Below are 18,789 nucleotides of genomic sequence, written 5' to 3'. Positions count from 1 at the left end.
AATAAAACACGATCTAATTTGCGCAGCGCTATTCTCTGATGGGCCGGAGTTTTACATCGCGCGACTTCAGGATCGAAATCCGCAGCGGTGTTCCTCCCCCTTTCACGCCCTCTGCCCCCACCCAGAAGACAGCATGGAGCGCAAGCGCTCACGAGCGGCACCTTGAGACCGCTCCACCACCCAAAACAAAAAAAAGCCGGGCATTTCTGCCCAGCCTCAATTCTACAAAACTCGATAAGAGCGCTTAGCGGCCCTTGACCACCGAGTAGCCAGCATACTTCGCTGCCGTGCCGAGTTCTTCTTCGATACGGATGAGCTGGTTGTACTTCGCCAGACGGTCCGAACGCGAGAGCGAGCCGGTCTTGATCTGACCGCAGTTGAGCGCAACTGCGAGGTCAGCGATGGTCGCGTCTTCGGTTTCACCCGAGCGGTGCGACATGACCGAGGTGTAGCCTGCGCGGTGAGCGGTATCGACCGCGTTCAGCGTTTCGGACAGCGAACCGATCTGGTTCACCTTGACCAGGATCGAGTTCGCGACGCCCATCTTGATGCCCGATACGAGGCGTTCGGTGTTGGTCACGAACAGATCGTCGCCGACCAGCTGAACCTTCTTGCCGATTGCATCGGTCAGCGCCTTCCAGCCATCCCAATCGTCTTCGGCCATGCCGTCTTCGATGGTGATGATTGGGAAGCGGTTCACGAGGTCTTCGAGGAAACGTACGTTGTCGTCGGACGACAGCGACTTGCCCTCGCCGACCATCTCGTACTTGCCGTTCTTGAAATATTCGGTCGACGCGCAATCGAGACCGATGAAGACGTCTTCGCCTGGACGATAGCCTGCCTTTTCGATCGAGCGCATGATGAAGCCGAGCGCTTCGTCAGCCGAACCAAGGTTTGGTGCGAAACCGCCTTCGTCACCCACGTTGGTGTTGTGGCCTTCAGCCGACAGACCCTTCTTGAGGGTGTGGAAGATTTCCGAACCGATACGGACAGCGTCGGCGATGGAATCTGCGCCAGCTGGCAGGATCATGAATTCCTGCATGTCGATTGGATTGTCAGCGTGCTCGCCGCCATTGATGATGTTCATCATCGGCACAGGCAGAACATGGGCGTTTGGCCCACCGATGTAACGGTAGAGTGGCTGGGTAGCCGATTCAGCAGCGGCCTTCGCAACAGCGAGCGACACGCCCAGAATGGCGTTAGCGCCAAGACGGCCCTTGTTGTGGGTGCCGTCGAGATCGATCATTGCCTGGTCGATTGCCAGCTGATCGAAAGCGTCCATGCCGAGGATTTCTTCGGACAGCGCGGAGTTCACGTTTTCAACGGCCTGGGTCACGCCCTTGCCGGAAAAGAGCTTGCCGCCGTCGCGCAGTTCTACGGCTTCATGGGCACCGGTAGAAGCGCCTGATGGCACTGCGGCGCGGCCGAAACTGCCGTCGTCCAGAACCACATCGACTTCAACAGTGGGATTGCCGCGGCTGTCAAAGATTTGACGGCCATTGACGTGGATAATCGATGCCATGAGTGCCCTTCCAGAAGTTGCGCTGGTGATGTGTGCCTCTCTAGACCCAGTGTGTGACAGAAGGAAGGGGGACAGACGAAAAAAGCCAAATCTGCCGGATTGAAACGTTGTCATAACCGCAAAGAGCATACTAACATGTCACAGTGCTGTGGAGGATGAACGGCGCGGAGGAAACAGTTTTGACTAAGCCACTCGTAAAACAGGTCGCCCATACCTGCGTATTTGCTCGGGATTTGCGCGCCGTAGAGGCATTCTATCGAGACATTCTTGGTGTAAGCCCCAAGTTTGACTTCAAGCGTGGTGAAGAGCGCATCGGGTTTTACCTCGATTTCGGCAATCGCACCTTCGTTGAAGTCTTTCTGCGCGGCGATTCGGCATTCGAGGATCGCAATCAGATCAACCACATCTGTTTCGAGACCGACGATATTGATGCCTTCATGGCCAATGCCGCTCGGCATGGCGTCGCCGTCACGCCAAAGAAGCTCGGCGTAGACCACACATGGCAGTGCTGGTTGGCGGACCCGAGCGGTGTCAAAATCGAGATTTTCCAATACACCGAAAAGTCGATGCAGTTCGGACCATCTGGGGTCGTCTGTCAGGTGGATTGGTAGGCATCCTACCCGCTGGAAAGATAAAAACGCACCATGAGAGCGCATAATCGCGAAAGATTTTCGCCCTAAGTTAATAGCTACATCAAGCTGGAGTCGCGACTTGCGAGTTTCAACGGCAGCGCTTTGTCTATTCATGTATGGGACCAGCTGGGGACATGCTGAGCCCGTGAACTTGGCCGCGTCGGCGTTCAGCATGCCGGGCACCACTCTGGACCTTCCTGGTTGTGGCCTAAGTATTCTGACCGAGGCGACAGCAAAGGTTGAGCCGCAGGTTTTGGGGCCGGACAAGTCGCGCTATTTGGTTGAGTGGCTTGTCACCAATTCTGAATGGTCGCAAGCCTTTCCCAATAGTCTTTATGGGCTCGTCCAATTCCGGATCACCTGCACGCGGATGACGCGCTGGCTTGACGATGCCGCGACCTATAACCGGATTCAGGCAAATGCTGCCCATGATCGGGCGCTGGCTGCCGAAGGCAGTGGCATGCATGAGGGCGAAGATCATTTCACCGCCGCCGAGGCCATGCCTTATGGTGCGCTGAGCCATGCCCATCAAATCGCTTGGGAGCACACCTCGCCCTCCCATTACGGCACGAGCCGACATCATCACGTCGATGTCTATGGGAGTCACGGCAAGATGCGCATCCATGTTTTGGCGCACTTTGTTGGATTCGACCTCTCCGACAATCCCGAATTGGCGGCGGCAGGAACAAAGCTTACCGCAGCGGATGGGTCAGAAGTGATTGCCGGTTCCCCCGTACTCCCTCTCAAAAACGGGGGGCACGTGGTTTCCAGTACCGCAGAGCAGAACATGGCCTATCTCAAATACGTGCTCGGCTCCACGCGGGCACTAACGGTCCAAACAGAAAGCGGCCTACCCAGTTAAGGACAGGCCGCTCGCAAAGGTCAGCTTGGCTTAGGCCTAGTCGGACGTCTGGCGGATAAAGCCGAACGCGACCAAGGTGATCACCGCTGCGATGATCATGTAGTAACCAACCGTGTGCAGGCCATAGGTATTGGCCAGGTGCGTCGCGATGTAAGGCGCGAAGGACGCACCAAAGATGCCACCAAGGTTGAAGGTCAGCGATGCGCCGGTGTAGCGAACCGAAGTTGGGAACGGTGCTGCCAGTGCGGTGCCGAGCGGACCGTAGGTCATGCCCATAAGCGCAAAGCCTACGCAGAGGAATGCAAGTACGCCCCAGACATTGCCCGAGCCGAACATTGGCGCGAGAACCAGACCGAAGACTGCAATACCAATTGCAACGCCGATCATCACCTTGCGCATGCCGAACTTGTCAGCAAGCACGGCCGAAACCGGAATGAACAGGCCAAAGAACACCACGCCGACCATCTGCAGGAGCAGGAAGTCTTCGCGGGCATAGCCGAGGTTCGCAGTACCGTAGCTCAGCGAGAACACGGTCATGATGTAGAACAGCACGAAGGTCGCCAGCGCTGCCATAGTGCCGAGCACAAGGCTCATCTTATGCTTCTTGAAGACGTCGAAGAACGGCACTTCAACGCGTTCAGCCTTTTCGATCGCCTTCGCGAATTCTGGCGTTTCGGTGATCTTGAGACGGATCATCAGACCAACGATAACGAGAACCGACGAGAGCAGGAACGGCACGCGCCAGCCCCAGTCCATGAAGGCGTCGTTGCCCAGAACCTTATCGAGAACGATGAAGATCATCGTCGCGAGGAAGAAGCCAACCGGCGCGCCCAACTGTGGGAACATGCCGTACCAGGCCTTCTTGTCTTCCGGAGCGTTTTCGGTGGCGAGCAGAACAGCGCCGCCCCATTCACCGCCAAGACCCAGACCCTGACCCAGACGGCACAGAGCAAGGAACAGCGCGGCCCATACACCCACCTGATCATAGGTCGGCAGCAGGCCGATAACGACAGTGGAAATGCCCATCAGCAGCAGCGCCGCAACCAGCGTTGCCTTACGGCCGATACGGTCACCATAGTGGCCGAAGAACGCAGCGCCCACAGGACGCGCGATGAACGCAATCGCGAAGGTCGCCAGCGAGCTCAGAAGCGCAGTGGTGTCGTCCCCTGCTGGGAAGAACAGATGCGGGAAAACGATAACCGCAGCTGTTGCGTAGATGTAGAAGTCGAAAAATTCGATCGTGGTGCCGATCATGCTGGCTGCAAGAACGCGCGTGGGCGAGTTCTTCTGCGGCGCTGCATTCGGCGAGGCACTAACGGAGGTCATCTGAAATCCAGATTGCTATCGAAACGGAACGAGGTCGAAAGCACCTTCCCCCGATAAGCGCGCCCGAACCCTCGGTTACGGCCGGAGTACCGCAGAGTACGCCCCAGAGCAACTGCGACAGTTTTACACTTTTAGTTCAACGATTTAGCAAAGTTCATTCGTCACGTTTGTGCGCGTCTATCTGTCTGTCAGATAGCAATTTCTTTGCCTCTTCCAACTCGCGCTCGGCCTTGGTGCGCCCAAATTTTAAGCGGTTCGCCTCGGCGGTCGTCTCTTTTTCGACTTTCGCCTTAGCCTTGCGCGCCTTTGAGAGCGATAGAATCTCAGCCATGGAAAGTCTCCAAAATACATTAGGGAGCGAAACAGGGTGGACCAAAACTATGCCACAACCCGCCTCACTTTGCAGCCTCCACGCGCTGTCCGCACCGTGGAGGCGCCGCATTGAGTTTTAAAGCGAGGCGGTATCGAGCCGATACCCCTGCCCCACAGCCCGCCCAAACGCGGCTTTGGCAATATCGGTTAGCCTAAATCCCTGATCCCAACGGTCGCCTAGCTCACGGAGCGTTCCATCGGCGCCCAAATTGGGGAACGCATACTCGATGTGCAGCGGTCCGTCCGGCGTGTCGACCGTTTCGGGCAGGATTTCAGGCGCAAACGGAATAGCGGCACCCGCCGCCTCTGTTTCCAAGAATCCCGCAAAGCAATACTGCCACATCCAGCCAAAGCGGGTGACATGCGGCTCGTCGCGCAGCCCCACACCAATCGGCACTTGGATGCAGCCACTTGATCCGATCCGCCCATGCACAAAGCGCACGCGCCGAAAGATTGGCTTCATGATCTCGAGCTTTTCCGGGATCGAGCCATATTGCATCTCAAGCCCAGTGTAATAATGCGAGAGATCCGCGTTGATCGTCATTTCGGGGAATTTTTCGACCCATCCAAGGGTGCGGAAAATATCCTGTGTAATCGTCGCGCGATGGGTTTCAATGTGCGCAGCGTGCTTGAGCTTCTGGCTGGCGCTCAGAATATCCTCGATCAGCGCATAGGCTTGTTCATTCGTTTCAAAGCCAGTACCGACATGCAACGTCGTCTGCTCGTGCCCAGCATCCACTTGGCGCTGCAGCACCTCCAACGCCTCGCCAGGCGCTGCCACACGGCTCGATCCATAGGTAATCAATCCAGCTTTGCCATAGGCAGGATCATCGCTCCCCTGCACGCCTGTGTACCCCGCCCCCAGCAGCACTTGCGCGATCTCGGCGGCACTCCCCTTCGGCCCCGCAGACCAGTCTGGAAGCTTGGTAATGGTGCCGAGGTTGAGAGCCTGAATAAAGCGCGGGTGGGTCATGACGCGTCCAATAAGAATTGCACGACGAGTTTAGGCCTCGAAACGTTGCGAGAAAAGCCACAAGTCACTGGATCAAAACAAAAACGCCGGACTTCGTGAGAAGCCCGACGTTTAAAATTTGGAGTGTGCGTTTCGTCTTAAACGAGACGGCTCTGGTCCATTGCCGCAGCGATAAAGCTGGTGAACAGCGGATGCGGCTCAAATGGCTTGGACTTGAGTTCTGGGTGGAACTGCACGCCGATGAACCACGGGTGATCCGTGCGCTCAACGATTTCCGGTAGCGTGCCATCTGGCGATACGCCGGAGAACAGCAGGCCGTTCTTTTCCAGAAGCTTGCGGTAGTCCATGTTCACTTCGTAGCGGTGACGATGGCGCTCGGTAATGCGAGTGGTGCCATAAATGTCCGCAACGCGCGAGCCACGAACCAGCTGAGCTGGGTAAGCGCCGAGACGCAGTGTGCCGCCGAGATCGCCATTTTCCTCGCGGGTGGCTTTCTCATTGCCCTGGACCCATTCCGTCATCATGCCGACGACAGGTTCCTTGGTCGGACCGAATTCGGTCGACGAAGCGTTCTTGATGCCAGCGGTGTTCCGCGCAGCTTCAACGCAAGCCATTTGCATCCCAAAGCAGATACCGAAGTACGGAACATCCTTGGTGCGCGCAAAGCGTGCAGCTTCAATCTTGCCAGCCGCGCCACGTTCGCCGAAACCGCCCGGCACCATAATGCCGTGAACATGCTCGAGATATGGCGATGGATCATCACGCTCGAAGACTTCCGAGTCGATCCACTGCAGGTTGACCTTCACCTTGTTGGCGATACCGCCATGGATCAGGGCTTCCGAGAGCGACTTATAGGCATCCTTGAGGCCGGTGTACTTGCCAACGATGGCAATGTTCACTTCACCTTCTGGATTGTGGAAGCGCTTGGAGACTTCGTTCCAGGCCGTCAGATCAGGTTCTGGCGCATCGGAGATGCCCAGAGCGGCCAGCACTTCGCGGTCGAGACCTTCGTTGTGATAGGCCATTGGAACGTCGTAGATCGAGGCGACATCGAGGCCCTGAATAACGGCGCTTTCACGCACGTTACAGAACAGCGACAGCTTCTTCTTTTCGCCTTCTGGGATCGGACGATCGCAACGGACCAGCAGAACGTCTGGCGCAATACCAATCGAGCGCAGTTCCTTGACGGAGTGCTGCGTCGGCTTGGTCTTGAGTTCACCTGCGGACGGAATGTACGGCATCAGGGTCAGATGCAGATAGCAGGTGTGACCGCGCGGCAAATCATTGCCGAGCTGACGGATCGCTTCAAAGAAGGGCAAGCCTTCAATGTCACCGACAGTGCCACCGATTTCGACCAGAACGAAGTCGAAGTCTTCGTTGCCTTCGAGAACGAAATTCTTGATCGAGTCCGTAACGTGCGGGATCACCTGAACAGTCGCGCCCAGGAACTCGCCCCGGCGTTCTTTGCTCAGCAGGTCCGAATAAATTCGACCTGACGTGATGTTGTCACGCTTATTGGCCGCGCGGCCAGTGAAGCGTTCGTAGTGACCGAGATCGAGATCGGTCTCCGCGCCGTCGTCGGTGACAAACACTTCGCCGTGTTGTGTCGGCGACATCGTGCCGGGATCAATGTTGAGATAGGGGTCAAGCTTACGCAAGCGGACCTTATATCCGCGTGCTTGCAGAACAGCACCGAGTGCTGCTGAAGCGAGACCTTTGCCAAGGGAGGAAACCACGCCTCCGGTGATAAAAACGTACCGAGCCATGGGCGATCACCATAAGCATAATATTGACGATTCGCAGAGCACGTTTTCGTGCACTACACAAAAGAAACAAGGGGATGTTTCCATCCCCTTGTTCAAACTAGCCTTTCGGCAGATCAGTTACCTGTTGCAGGTGCTGCCGGAGCTTCAGCCGGAGCCACTGGGACCGGTAGGTCTGTGGCCGACTGCGCCGGAGCCGCAGGAACAGGAAGATCACCTTGCAGAGCATTCAATGCGTCAAGAACGGTCGAAGGCTGGGAGCCATCGGAGTTGGTGACAGCATTATCGAGAATGCTTGAGGTGCCGCGATCCAGCTCTGCCAGAATGGTCAGGCCGATTGCAGAAACAAAAAACAGGGTTGCCAGAATAGCGGTCGTGCGGGTCAGCAGGTTTGCCGATCCGCGCGCGGATACGAGACCCCCACCGGAGTTGCTACCGCCAATACCAAGGGCACCGCCCTCTGAGCGCTGGATCAAGATAACGACGATCAGCGCCAGCACGATCAGCAGATAGGCGACTAGCAGGACGTTGGCCATTGAACTTCTGTCTTCGCGTCATTCTGAGCATGCCAAGGCACTGCTCAGGTTGAAAAGGATGTCGGGCTCTTACACCCGTCGAACGGCAAATGCCAGCCGGTCCGTGAATTTTCAACGGAACCGAGTGGCGCTTCGCCTGATCTATACCGCCGAGATAATAGTATAGAAGTCTTTTGCCAAGAGGCTTGCGCCCCCGACGAGCCCACCATTGACATTTTCAATGGCCAAAATCTCGCGAGCGTTCTGCGGTTTCAGCGATCCACCGTAAAGAATCTGGATCGTCGCGCCGGTCTCACCAAAGCGATCAACCAGCTGCGCACGGATAGCGTCGTGAATTTCTGCGATGTCAGCCGAGTTCGGAGTGCGACCCGTTCCAATCGCCCAGATTGGCTCATAAGCCACCACAACACTGTGCTGCCCGGCCGCATCCGGCAGTGACGCTGCCAACTGTGCAGCGACAACGGTCACGGCTTGCCCAGCATCGCGCTGTGCTTCGCTTTCACCAACACATACGATCGGCTTCAAACCTGCACCAATTGCAGCTTCTGCCTTGGCGCGGACCATGTCATCGCTTTCGCCGTGGTCGGCACGGCGCTCAGAATGGCCCACGATCACATATTGGGCACCAGCGTCAGCCAACATCGAAACTGAAATATCGCCCGTGTGCGCGCCAGCATTTGCCGTGTGACAATCCTGTCCACCGGCCAAAATGCCACTAGAAGCGCCCTGCTCCGCCACTGCATGCAACAAAGTTGCGGGCGGGCAAATGCATACCAAAGCGCGTGGAGCCTCGCCTGTTGTCAATAATTGTGCGAGTTCACTAATCTCTGAGAGGGACTGCTTGAGCCCGTTCATCTTCCAATTTCCCGCGATCAACGGTGTAATGGTGGTCAATTGAAGTGCTCCTACCTCTTGCGCCGACGAGGGGTTTGCCATAACCCCGCAAGTCGGATTGTCTCTACTCATCTGCCCTTACACGTTTGGTAAGGGACTGGGCAAGGAACTGGAACGTACGAAATGCTCGATGGTTTGCGCGGTTTTGCAAAATCTTGGCCTGGTAAGATCATGGGCGCGTTTTTGCTCGTGGGCGTCGCAGGTTTCGGGATCAACAATGTTATCCTCGATCTTGGTAGCAATACCGTAGGCCGAGTGGGCGATGAAGAGATCAGCGGCAAAGACTTTTTCCGCACTTATCAGCAGCAGCTGAACCAGCTGACACAGACCATGGGCACTATGCCGACGACCAGTCAGGCAAGCGCAATGGGCGTACCTTCTTCGGTGCTGATGCGTCTGGCAAACGAAGCTGCGATTGATTCTCTTTCTAACAGCTTTGGTCTGGGCGTCACTGAAGCCAAGCTCGCGCAGCTTCTGCGTGAAGATCCATCCTTCTTCGGCACCTTGGGCAATTTTGATCCGCAGGTTTTCCGCGCCGTGTTGCAAAACTCTGGCATGACGGAAGCCGAATATTTTGACTCCGCGACGAGCATGGCGCAGCGCGAGCAACTAACCCAGGCTATGTTTGTCCACACCAAACTGCCGAGTGTGGCCGCTGACCTCATCAACAGCTACGCCAACACCACCCGCGCTATCGACTACTTTGCGCTCACCGATGCAAATATCGAAACGCCAGCTGAGCCGACCGAGGAAGAGCTGAAGGCTTATCTCGCCGAGCATCAGAACGAATACCGCACCATCGAAACCCGTAAGGTTCGTTTGTTCGACCTGTCGATTCCGGCGCTCGCCGCGACGATCGACGTGCCGGAAGCTGACATTGCGGCCGAGTACGAAGCGACCAGCGCGAACCTGACGACCCCAGAGCAGCGGACTATTCAGCAGCTGGTTCTCAACACTCCTGAACTGCAGACCGCCTTTGCAGAGGGCCTTGCCAGCGGCGCGACGTTTGAAGACCTCGTTGCCCAGGCGGGTGTAACCCCAACCACTCTCGGCACCCTGCCACGCAGCGCCATCAACGACGCTCGCCTTGGCGACGCGGCTTTCGCTCTCAACGCGGGTGAGTTTGCGATCATCCCAGGCATTGGTGGCGAACGCGCCGTCTTCGCATCAGAAATCATTGCTGAAGCCCGCCCAACGCTGGAAGAAGCAAGCGAGCAGATCAAGACCCGCCTGGCTCAGGCCAAGGCCCGTACCGAAGTCAACGAAATCCTCGATCAGGTTGAAGAACTGCGTGCAGCCTTCCAGCCACTCGACCAAATTGCCGAACGCTTCAACCTGCCGGTTTATGAAGTTGATCTCACCGCATCGGGTGCTGAGCTCTCCGTCTTGCCGAACCTTGCAAACGACGACCGCAACCGCGTTTCGCAGGCGATCTTTGCCGCTCAGATGGACAAGCTGACCCCAGCTATCCCGGTCACTGGCAACGCCCACGTTTGGTTCGACCTGCTCAACATCGCACCGGTCCGCGACGAAACGTTTGAGGAAGTGCGCGAAGAAATCACTGCAGCCATCACGCAGGAACGCGTTGAAGCGGCAATGACTGCGCTTGGCGAAGACATCGTCGCGCGTCTCGACGCCGGCGAAACACTCTCCGACATCGCGATGAGCCTTTCGACCTTCCCGCAGATCAGCTCCCCCTTCACGCGCTTTGGCTCGGAAGATGGCACGATTGATCAGGTCACAGCCGCTGCCGTCTTCGCTGGCGGCGCTGAGCACCGCGGTACGGTCATCAATCAGAACGGCGAATTCATCGTCTTCGAAGTGATGGACAGGTCCACACCAGCAGAACCTCTGCAGGCGGAAATCGTTGATAATCTCAACGCTGAAGTCCAGAACGATCTCTTCGGTGACTTTATCAGCGCCGTACGTGATGACGCTGGCGTTCGTGTGAACGAACAGGCGATGACCAACATCATCACCCAGAACTTCGGCCAGTAACGGTTCCTTTCAACTCTCGGAAACTACAAAATGACGCCCGACTTTGCTCAGACATTCAGCGCCCAATACGACGCAGGAAAGTCTGGCATCGTCTGGCGTCGCATCGTGGCAGACCTTGAGACGCCGATCGGCACCTATCTGAAGCTGGCAGCCGACCGCACCCACACCTTCCTTTTGGAAAGTGTTCAGGACGGCACCAAGCGTGGTCGGTATTCGATCATCGGTCTTCAGCCAGATCTGCTGCTCAAGGTCGAAAACGGCACCGCCTCGATCAATCGCTCCGCCCAAACCGATCCCGACGCCTTCGTGCCTGTCGACGCACTTCCGCTCGATGCTCTGCGTGATCTCGTGGCCGAAAGCGCCATCGACATGCCGAGCCAGTTGCCGCCCCAATCGGCAGGCGTCTTCGGCTATTTGGGCTATGAAATGGTGCGCTATATGGAGCGCCTGCCCAATAGCAATCCCGATGAGCTCGGCACCCCTGAAGCCGTGCTGATGCGCCCATCCCTGCTGGCGATTTTCGACACGCTCAAGGATGAACTTTACCTCACCGCACCCGTCTATGTGAAAGACGGCGTCTCGGCGGCGCAGGCGCTTGCAGCGGCCGAAGATCGTATCGATGATGCAATAGCGCGCCTGTCACGCGCTCTCCCCGCCACGCCCGCCGTCGCTGACCTTGAGTCGATTGAGGTCACCAGCAACACCACCGAGGAAGAATTCTTCGGCATGGTCGCCAAGGCCAAGGACTACATCACGGCTGGCGATATTTTCCAGGTCGTCCTCAGCCAGCGATTCTCGGCTGAGTTCACCCTGCCCCCGACCGCGCTCTATCGGGCGCTGCGCCGAACCAATCCAAGCCCCTATATGTATTTCCTCGATTTCGGTGGTTTTGCAGTCGCTGGCTCCAGCCCCGAAATTCTGGTGCGCGTGCAGGATGGCGAAGTCACCATTCGTCCAATCGCAGGCACGCGTAAGCGTGGCGCGACGCCGATCCGCGATCAGGAATTGGCGGAAGAACTGCTCTCCGATCCAAAGGAATTGTCCGAGCACCTCATGCTGCTCGATCTGGGCCGCAACGACGTTGGTCGTGTCGCCAAGCCGGGCACGGTAAAAGTCACGGACAAGTTCTTCCTCGAATATTATTCCCACGTCATGCACATCGTTTCCAACGTTGTGGGTGAACTCGACCCCGTCAACGACTTCGTTGATGCGCTCTCTGCTGGCTTCCCGGCTGGCACGGTATCTGGCGCGCCAAAGGTCCGTGCGATGGAAATCATCGACGAGCTGGAACAGTCCCGTCGTGGCATTTACGGCGGTTGCGTCGGCTACTTCGGCGCCGATGGCACAATGGACACCTGTATCGTCCTGCGCACCGGCATCGTGAAGGACGGCAAGCTTTACGTTCAGTCTGGCGCGGGCATTGTTGCCGACAGCAAGCCCGAACTTGAACAACTAGAATGCCAGAATAAGGCAAGAGCCCTTTTCAGCGCTGCTGAAGAAGCGCTACGATATGCAGGCGAACCGAGAGTGGGCCAATAATGCTGGCTCATTCCGTGGTTGTAGACGCAAGAGATAGGTCTGACATGGATTTTCGATGGCGAGGCTGGTGCTGAAACAGGGCGTTTCGCTTTGGCGAGAGAGCCCGGTGTTTTCGTTTTCAGACACCCTCAGGACTTGAGTGCAATGACCAAGACCCTCGTTATCGATAACTACGACAGCTTCACCTACAACCTCGTCCACTATCTCGCCGAGCTCGGCGCTGACATCACCGTCAAGCGCAACGACAAGATCACGCTCGATGAGATCGCCGAAATGACCCCCGAGGCCATCGTGCTCTCGCCCGGCCCCTGCACACCCACCGAAGCCGGCGTCTGCCTCGACGTTATCGAGCGCTTCAAGGGTGAAATCCCCATGCTCGGCGTCTGCCTCGGCCATCAGGCCATTGGCCAGGCTCTCGGCGGCGATGTTGTCCGCGCCCCAACCCTGTTCCATGGCAAGACTAGCAAGATCAATCACACCGGCAAGGGGCTTTTCCGTGGCCTCAATGCTGGGTTTGACGCCACGCGCTATCACTCGCTCATCGTCAAGGCCGACACGCTGCCTGATGAGCTTGAAGTCACCGCCACCACCGATGATGGCCTGATCATGGGCATGCAGCACAAGTCACTGCCCATTCACGGCGTGCAGTTCCACCCGGAAAGCATCGCCAGCGAAAATGGCCACGCCATGCTGCAAAACTTCCTGAACCTTGCCCGTGATTTCAACGCCCGAAAGGCTGCGTGATGGATATCAAGCAAGCTCTCGGCAAAATCGCTTCCGGTAAGGATCTCACCGGCGAAGAAATGCGCTCAGTGATGCGCATCATCATGTCCGGCGAAGCGACAGCCGCCCAGACTGGCGCATTCCTCATGGGCATGCGCATCAAGGGCGAGACCTCTGGCGAAATCGCCGCTGCGGTCTCGATCCTTCGCGAAAAGATGATCCCAGTCGAAGCCCCTGAAGACGCCGTCGACATTGTCGGCACAGGCGGCGATGGTCACGGCACCCTCAATATCTCGACAGCTTCCGCCATCGTCACTGCTGCGCTCGGCGTTCCTGTCGCCAAGCATGGCAATCGCGCGTTGTCGTCCAAATCCGGCTCCTCGCAAGCGCTTGAAGCCCTCGGAATCAAGCTCGATCTGGCACCTGCCGAAATTACCCGCTGCATCACCGAAGCCGGGATCGGCTTCATGTTTGCGCCCAATCACCATCAATCGATGAAACACGTTGGCCCGGCCCGCACTGAACTCGGTGTTCGCACCATGTTCAACCTTTTGGGCCCACAGTCGAACCCAGCCAATGTGCGCCGTTACGTTCTCGGCGTCTTCGCTGAAGAATGGGTCGAGCCGGTCGCGCAAGCCCTTCTCGCCAATCGCGCCACCAAGGCATGGGTCGTTTATGGCTCGGATGGGCTGGACGAACTCACCATCACCGGCAAGAGTTTTGTAGGCCAAATTGCCAATGGCGACCTGCGCAGCTTTGAGGTCTATCCTGAGCAAGCGGGGCTCAAGCAGTATCCGCTGGAGGAGATTCTGGGAGGAACTCCTGAAGAGAACGCTCAGGCCATCCACGCTTTGCTGGACGGTGCACCCGGCGCATATCGTGACATCGTCCTCCTCAACGTCGCTGCGGCGATGATTGTGGCCGACAAGGCCGAAGACCTAGAACAAGGCGCTGCAATGGCCGCACATGCCATCGACAGCGGGAACGCAAAACAAACCCTCGCCCGCCTCGTGGCGGTATCGAACGGACGAGCGTGATGACTGATATTCTCAAGCAGATCGAGCATTATAAGCGCCAGGAAATTGAAGCCGCCAAAGCGGCTCGTCCTTGGAACGAGGTCGTGGCCCAAGCGCACGATCAGCCCAAGCCTCGCGGCTTCCTCAATGCGCTCAAAGCCAAGCGTCGCGCCGGCGAATACGGCCTGATCGCAGAAGTCAAAAAGGCGAGCCCCTCCAAGGGCCTCATTCGCCCCGACTTCAACCCAGCGCAACACGCCCGGGATTACGAAGCCGCTGGCGCGGCCTGTTTGTCCGTCCTCACCGACGGCCCGAGCTTTCAAGGCAAGCCAGAGTTTTTGATTGAAGCGCGCGGCGCTACAAATCTGCCGGCCCTGCGCAAAGACTTCCTCTTTGAAACCTATCAGGTCGCCGAAGCCCGCGCTTGGGGCGCGGACTGCATTCTCATCATTCTCGCGGCGGTTGGCGACGACACGGCGCGCTATCTTCTCGATAGCGCCAATGAGTGGGGCATGGACGCGCTGATCGAAGTGCATGACCAGCTTGAACTCGACCGCGCTCTGGCGCTGGACGGCAAGTTCATCGGCGTCAACAACCGCAATCTGCGCACTTTCGAGACGACCCTCGATACCACCGTCAAACTCGCCACCGGCGTCCCCGATGATGTGCTCCTCGTCAGCGAGAGCGGCATCGTCAATCACGAGCACATCAAAATGCTCGACCAGACTTGTGGCGTTACCACCTTCCTCGTGGGCGAGAGCCTTATGCGTCAGTCCGACGTCGTCGCTGCAACCCGCACCCTTCTTACCGGCAGCGCAGCTTGATGACCAAGGGCCTTACCCACCTGAATGCCAAGGGCGAGGCCCACATCGTCGACATTGGTGACAAAGCGGTTACACGCCGCCGTGCCGTCGCACAGGCGCGGCTCAATGGCGAAGCCAGCACCATCACGACCATACTCGGTGGCGGCCTTAAAAAGGGCGACGCCCTCGCCGTTGCGCGCGTGGCTGGCATCATGGCCGCGAAAAAGACCGCCGACGTCATCCCTCTCTGTCACCCGATCCCGCTAACCAAGGTTAGCGTCGAGATCGAGGGCGATAGCGACACCTCTATTCTCATCCGCGTCACCGCCGAGACCACGGGCCAGACCGGCGTCGAAATGGAAGCTTTGGTCGCCGCGTCGACCACAGCATTGACCCTTTACGACATGGCAAAGGGTATCGACCGCGCTATGGTCATCTCAGACCTCTGCTTGGTGGAAAAATCCGGCGGCAAATCCGGCGATTATCAGCGCACACCATGAGCCTTCTCCCTGTCGACGACGCCCTAACCGCTATTTTGGCCCGCGTTCCTGCGGTCCAATCGGAAACAGTCGCCTTACAGGACGCTCTTGGTCGTGTGCTCGCGGGCCCAGTTATGGCCCTGCATGACCAGCCTCCTTTTGACGCCAGCGCCATGGACGGCTACGCCATGCGTGCTGCGGATGTTACCGAAACCGCCTTGTTGCGCGTCATCGGCATGTCGCAAGCGGGCGCGGGGTTTTCGGGTACAGTTGGCGCGGGCGAAGCCGTGCGCATTTTCACCGGCGCGCCCGTTCCACCCGGCGCCGATACAGTCATCATGCAGGAAGAAGCAGTGCGCGAAGGGGATTTCGTCCGCTTCACCGCCCCTGCCCGCTTTGGCCACAGCGTTCGCCCCAAGGGGAACGATTTTCACACCGGACAAGTGTTGCTGGAAGCCGGAACCCAGCTGACGCCCATGCAGATCGCAGTCGCGGCCGCCGCCAATTGCGCCACGCTCACCCTCGCCCAACGACCCAAGATCGCTCTGGTCGCCACCGGCGACGAACTCGTTCTTCCCGGCAATCCACTCGGCCCTGATCAGATCGTCGCGTCGAACTCGTTTGGCCTGAGCGCTCTGCTCACGCCTTACGCCTCGAGCGTCGACGATTTCGGCATCATCCCGGATGATGACGATGTGTTGCGTAACCGTCTTGCTGTTGTTTTTGCCAGTGAACCCGACATTGTCATCACCACCGGTGGTGCCTCGGTCGGCGAACACGACCTCGTTCAAGGCGCGCTCAAAGACCTCGGTGTCGAACTGGATTTCTGGCGCATCAACATGCGTCCCGGCAAGCCGCTGATGTTCGGTACACGCGGCAGAACACTCGTCTTCGGCCTTCCGGGCAATCCGGTTTCGGCCATGGTCACCGCGCTCGTGTTCATCGTGCCAGCGCTTCGTCATTGGCTTGGACAGGCTCAGGCCGAAGCCTGGACGTTACCATTGGCGGCACCAACGCCACCGAACACAGCCCGCCGCCATTTTATGCGCGCCAAGCTCATCCACACCGCTATGGGTCCGAAATTGTTACCAATTTCCCAGACCGACAGCGGCCATACATCGGCGCTCTCTCAAGCCGATATGCTGATCATTCAGCCCGAGCACGACCCTGGCCAAGCGGAAGGCGCGCTGGTCCGCGCCCTGCCGATTTAAGAGATACGCTGGCTCGCCGCTGCGGGCTTTTTCCGTCCCGTGTGCCAACGAATTTTGATCCCCTTGGAGAGCAACTTTAGCGCCTCCACATAGATCCCACCCGTAACTTTGAGCGTCATCAATGGGTGCGAAAAGAATAGCGACTTCAGAACTTTATCGGAGAAATCCTGCCGTGTTCCGGTGAAAGCCGCGTAAAGCAGTGGTTCCCGATTTTGCGTCTCGTTGATGGCCACCATCACCCGCTCGCCCGGCAAAACCAGACGGAAATTATAGACGCAATCCATATCGATGAAGGGCGAAACGTAAAAACCCTTCTCGGCGCTCTGTTCGATATCGTTAGCGCCCAACACATAGGTGTGCCGCTCTTTAAATGTATTATGGACCTCATAAATGGTGGCTATCGGCGCGCCATTTTCATCGTCGCAATACCAGACGGTCAGCGGATTAAACACGTAACCCAAAATGCGCGGATAGCATAGAACGCGAATCCGGCTCGGCTTGGCAAACCCTGCCTCCGTCAGCCGCCCTTCTGCCCAGTCCCGAAGACTGCCACCATCTCCATGGTCCGCATCGAGAAACGAGAACAGAGCCCGCCGATTATGCCCAAAGTGCTTGAGCGTATTGAGCAATGGCAGCTCGTCGAGATCGATGAGCAGAGAGAAAACACGGTATTTCAGCGCGTGTTTCTTGGGGCGATGGCGCTGATGCACCACCTCCCCAACATAGATCGCCGAATTGACGATTTGCGTCATGCCACCAGAGCTTCCGCCGGTGCCAGCGTAATCCGGCCAGACTGGTTCTTGACCGACCAAGGCCGTGGCAGCGACCCCATGGCTTCCGCCGCCGCAAGGCCCGACTGTAAACCATCTTCATGGAAGCCACGGCCGAAATGCGCGCCTGCGTAGAACGTGTTCTGCAGGCCCTGAATGCGCCAGAGGTTTTCCTGCGCGTGAATAGCAGCGGAATCGAACAAGGGATGGGTGTAATCGAAACGGGCGATTTCCCCCTGCGCTTCGCGCGCCGGATTGAGGGTCACAAAAATATCGTCACCCTTGAAATTCTGCAGCGCGTTCATCCAATAGGTAACGCAAAGGCTTTCGGTGTGGCCGTCATTTTCGCCGACATAATTCCAGCAGCACCAGATATTACGGCGGCGCGGCATAAAGCTTTTGTCCTTATGGACGACAGCCAAATTGTGGGTGTAGCGGAACGCACCGAGCAAAGCCTGCTCACTACCATCTGGCGCATCGAGCATTGCGAGAGCCTGATCCGCATGGCTGGCGATCAAAATCTTATCGAAACGATCAGAGTGCCCAGACCCGTCAATAACGGTCACCCCACGCCCGTCACGAACCACCTTGGCGACTGGCGTATTGAGCCGGATTTCGCCAGCAAATTCACGTGCAAGAGTTTGCACGTAATTACGGCTCCCGCCTGTCACCGTGCGCCAATCGGGGCGCTGCAACAACGTCAGCAGGCCGTGGCTTTCAAAGAAACGCACGAAGGCCAGCAGCGGGTAAGAGCGTATGTCTTCAGCGCTGGAGGACCAGATCGCCGCCGCCATCGGCAACAGGTGACCGTCAACGAACGAGTCCGAATAGTTTTGGCGTCGCAGATATTCGTCCACGGTCAGTCCGCGAATTTCACTGCGCGAGAGATCGCGCGGCGCTTCGCGATAGAAACGCAGAATATCGCGGAACAATTGCCAGAAGCGCTTGCGGAACATGTTCCGGCGCTGACCCAACATGCCATTGAGCCCCTCGCCGCAATATTCAAACTCGCCATTATCCAGCGAAGCCGCAAACGACATAACCGTCCGCTCACTAGCAACGCCAAGGTGATCGAACATGGCTTCGAGATTGGGGTAATTCTTGTTGTTATAGACGATGAACCCTGTGTCCACCGGCCCGGTGCCTGGCACGTCAATGGTGTTGGAGTGCCCACCCAAACGGTCTGCCGCTTCATACAAGACGACGTCGTTGGTTTTGCTCAGGAGCCAGGCGGCCGACAATCCGGAGATACCACTCCCCACAACAGCGATCCTTTGACGGAGCGGTTGAGCGCCAGAGAACGGTGCAGGTTCGTGATACATATATAGAGGTCCCTTGAAGTGTCATCAGCACTACGCAGATACAACGCG

Annotated in this window: 18 protein-coding genes; 9 read left to right on the top strand and 9 right to left on the bottom strand. The window is 57.6% G+C overall.

All coding sequences use genetic code 11. The annotated features are described in order from the left end of the window. Window positions 1-244 precede the first annotated feature (244 nt). A complete protein-coding gene (gene eno, locus H4N61_RS07960; protein ID WP_169193912.1) occupies window positions 245-1,522 on the bottom strand; it encodes a phosphopyruvate hydratase in 1,278 nt (425 codons plus the stop codon). A 179-nt stretch (window positions 1,523-1,701) separates the two neighbouring features. Between eno and H4N61_RS07955 the strand changes: the two genes are divergently transcribed. Beyond that, window positions 1,702-2,133 (top strand): VOC family protein, encoded by a 432-nt coding sequence (locus H4N61_RS07955; RefSeq protein ID WP_248305852.1) that lies wholly within the window; start codon window positions 1,702-1,704, stop codon window positions 2,131-2,133. 166 nt (window positions 2,134-2,299) lie between these two features. Next, window positions 2,300-3,016 carry a hypothetical protein gene (locus tag H4N61_RS07950; protein ID WP_182395688.1) on the top strand — a complete coding sequence of 239 codons (717 nt, stop codon included), beginning with the start codon at window positions 2,300-2,302 and terminating at the stop codon, window positions 3,014-3,016. A gap of 36 nt (window positions 3,017-3,052) precedes the next feature. On the opposite strand, the gene H4N61_RS07945 is transcribed toward H4N61_RS07950, so the two are convergent. The 6 genes from H4N61_RS07945 to tpiA all read right to left on the bottom strand — a co-directional run bounded on the left by H4N61_RS07945 (window position 3,053) and on the right by tpiA (window position 8,880). Next, complete coding sequence (locus H4N61_RS07945) at window positions 3,053-4,342, bottom strand: MFS transporter (RefSeq protein ID WP_182395687.1); 1,290 nt, start codon at window positions 4,340-4,342, stop codon at window positions 3,053-3,055. A 154-nt stretch (window positions 4,343-4,496) separates the two neighbouring features. Then, a complete protein-coding gene (locus H4N61_RS07940; RefSeq protein ID WP_169193915.1) occupies window positions 4,497-4,673 on the bottom strand; it encodes a DUF4169 family protein in 177 nt (58 codons plus the stop codon). Between the two features lie 117 nt (window positions 4,674-4,790). After that, window positions 4,791-5,687 carry a hypothetical protein gene (locus H4N61_RS07935; RefSeq protein ID WP_169193916.1) on the bottom strand — a complete coding sequence of 299 codons (897 nt, stop codon included), beginning with the start codon at window positions 5,685-5,687 and terminating at the stop codon, window positions 4,791-4,793. Between the two features lie 137 nt (window positions 5,688-5,824). After that, complete coding sequence (locus H4N61_RS07930) at window positions 5,825-7,453, bottom strand: CTP synthase (protein ID WP_169193917.1); 1,629 nt, start codon at window positions 7,451-7,453, stop codon at window positions 5,825-5,827. Between the two features lie 113 nt (window positions 7,454-7,566). Next, window positions 7,567-7,986 (bottom strand): preprotein translocase subunit SecG, encoded by a 420-nt coding sequence (secG, locus tag H4N61_RS07925; RefSeq protein WP_169193918.1) that lies wholly within the window; start codon window positions 7,984-7,986, stop codon window positions 7,567-7,569. A 141-nt stretch (window positions 7,987-8,127) separates the two neighbouring features. Continuing rightward, on the bottom strand, window positions 8,128-8,880 hold the full coding sequence (gene tpiA / locus H4N61_RS07920) for a triose-phosphate isomerase (RefSeq protein ID WP_282567625.1): 753 nt from the start codon (window positions 8,878-8,880) through the stop codon (window positions 8,128-8,130). Between the two features lie 123 nt (window positions 8,881-9,003). Between tpiA and H4N61_RS07915 the strand changes: the two genes are divergently transcribed. From H4N61_RS07915 to glp, 7 genes are all read left to right on the top strand, one after another. Next, window positions 9,004-10,878, top strand: coding sequence for a peptidylprolyl isomerase (locus H4N61_RS07915; protein ID WP_182395686.1), 1,875 nt, complete (start codon window positions 9,004-9,006; stop codon window positions 10,876-10,878). Window positions 10,879-10,908: 30 nt separating this feature from the next. Then, the gene (gene trpE / locus H4N61_RS07910) at window positions 10,909-12,417 is read left to right on the top strand and encodes an anthranilate synthase component I (RefSeq protein WP_182395685.1); all 1,509 of its coding nucleotides are present in this window, start codon (window positions 10,909-10,911) and stop codon (window positions 12,415-12,417) included. 144 nt (window positions 12,418-12,561) lie between these two features. Continuing rightward, window positions 12,562-13,161 (top strand): aminodeoxychorismate/anthranilate synthase component II, encoded by a 600-nt coding sequence (locus H4N61_RS07905; protein ID WP_169193922.1) that lies wholly within the window; start codon window positions 12,562-12,564, stop codon window positions 13,159-13,161. Then, a complete protein-coding gene (gene trpD, locus H4N61_RS07900; protein ID WP_182395684.1) occupies window positions 13,161-14,177 on the top strand; it encodes an anthranilate phosphoribosyltransferase in 1,017 nt (338 codons plus the stop codon). Before H4N61_RS07905 ends, trpD begins: the two co-directional genes overlap by 1 nt. Continuing rightward, window positions 14,177-14,980, top strand: a complete 804-nt coding sequence (trpC, locus tag H4N61_RS07895) for an indole-3-glycerol phosphate synthase TrpC (RefSeq protein WP_169193924.1) — start codon at window positions 14,177-14,179, stop codon at window positions 14,978-14,980. Before trpD ends, trpC begins: the two co-directional genes overlap by 1 nt. Continuing rightward, window positions 14,980-15,459, top strand: a complete 480-nt coding sequence (gene moaC, locus H4N61_RS07890) for a cyclic pyranopterin monophosphate synthase MoaC (protein ID WP_169193925.1) — start codon at window positions 14,980-14,982, stop codon at window positions 15,457-15,459. The genes trpC and moaC overlap by 1 nt, the downstream gene beginning before the upstream one ends. Beyond that, the gene (gene glp, locus H4N61_RS07885; protein ID WP_182395682.1) at window positions 15,456-16,649 is read left to right on the top strand and encodes a gephyrin-like molybdotransferase Glp; all 1,194 of its coding nucleotides are present in this window, start codon (window positions 15,456-15,458) and stop codon (window positions 16,647-16,649) included. The genes moaC and glp overlap by 4 nt, the downstream gene beginning before the upstream one ends. On the opposite strand, the gene H4N61_RS07880 is transcribed toward glp, so the two are convergent. After that, window positions 16,646-17,401: a DUF1365 domain-containing protein gene (locus tag H4N61_RS07880; protein ID WP_169193927.1), complete on the bottom strand. Its 756-nt coding sequence runs from the start codon at window positions 17,399-17,401 to the stop codon at window positions 16,646-16,648. The two genes, glp and H4N61_RS07880, sit on opposite strands and share 4 nt — an antisense overlap. Then, entirely contained in the window at window positions 17,398-18,741 is a 1,344-nt protein-coding gene (locus H4N61_RS07875) for an FAD-dependent oxidoreductase (protein WP_169193928.1), read from the bottom strand. Before H4N61_RS07875 ends, H4N61_RS07880 begins: the two co-directional genes overlap by 4 nt. Between the last annotated feature and the right edge of the window lie 48 nt (window positions 18,742-18,789).

It is taken from the genome of Devosia sp. MC521, assembly GCF_014127105.1.
Classification (GTDB): Bacteria; Pseudomonadota; Alphaproteobacteria; order Rhizobiales; family Devosiaceae; genus Devosia.
The sequence above is the reverse complement of the archived record's forward strand: the minus strand, read 5'-3'. Positions and strand labels throughout refer to the sequence as shown.

Excerpts from the sequence above, each read along its gene's own strand:
- H4N61_RS07930 (WP_169193917.1), bottom strand. The coding sequence starts at position 7,453 with ATGGCTCGGTACGTTTTTATCACCGGAGGCGTGGTTTCCTCCCTTGGC.
- H4N61_RS07935 (WP_169193916.1), bottom strand. The coding sequence starts at position 5,687 with ATGACCCACCCGCGCTTTATTCAGGCTCTCAACCTCGGCACCATTACC.
- trpD (WP_182395684.1), top strand. The coding sequence starts at position 13,161 with ATGGATATCAAGCAAGCTCTCGGCAAAATCGCTTCCGGTAAGGATCTC.
- trpC (WP_169193924.1), top strand. The coding sequence starts at position 14,177 with ATGACTGATATTCTCAAGCAGATCGAGCATTATAAGCGCCAGGAAATT.
- H4N61_RS07905 (WP_169193922.1), top strand. The coding sequence starts at position 12,562 with ATGACCAAGACCCTCGTTATCGATAACTACGACAGCTTCACCTACAAC.
- glp (WP_182395682.1), top strand. The coding sequence starts at position 15,456 with ATGAGCCTTCTCCCTGTCGACGACGCCCTAACCGCTATTTTGGCCCGC.
- trpE (WP_182395685.1), top strand. The coding sequence starts at position 10,909 with ATGACGCCCGACTTTGCTCAGACATTCAGCGCCCAATACGACGCAGGA.
- H4N61_RS07915 (WP_182395686.1), top strand. The coding sequence starts at position 9,004 with ATGCTCGATGGTTTGCGCGGTTTTGCAAAATCTTGGCCTGGTAAGATC.
- H4N61_RS07880 (WP_169193927.1), bottom strand. The coding sequence starts at position 17,401 with ATGACGCAAATCGTCAATTCGGCGATCTATGTTGGGGAGGTGGTGCAT.
- moaC (WP_169193925.1), top strand. The coding sequence starts at position 14,980 with ATGACCAAGGGCCTTACCCACCTGAATGCCAAGGGCGAGGCCCACATC.
- secG (WP_169193918.1), bottom strand. The coding sequence starts at position 7,986 with ATGGCCAACGTCCTGCTAGTCGCCTATCTGCTGATCGTGCTGGCGCTG.
- H4N61_RS07945 (WP_182395687.1), bottom strand. The coding sequence starts at position 4,342 with ATGACCTCCGTTAGTGCCTCGCCGAATGCAGCGCCGCAGAAGAACTCG.
- H4N61_RS07875 (WP_169193928.1), bottom strand. The coding sequence starts at position 18,741 with ATGTATCACGAACCTGCACCGTTCTCTGGCGCTCAACCGCTCCGTCAA.
- H4N61_RS07940 (WP_169193915.1), bottom strand. The coding sequence starts at position 4,673 with ATGGCTGAGATTCTATCGCTCTCAAAGGCGCGCAAGGCTAAGGCGAAA.
- eno (WP_169193912.1), bottom strand. The coding sequence starts at position 1,522 with ATGGCATCGATTATCCACGTCAATGGCCGTCAAATCTTTGACAGCCGC.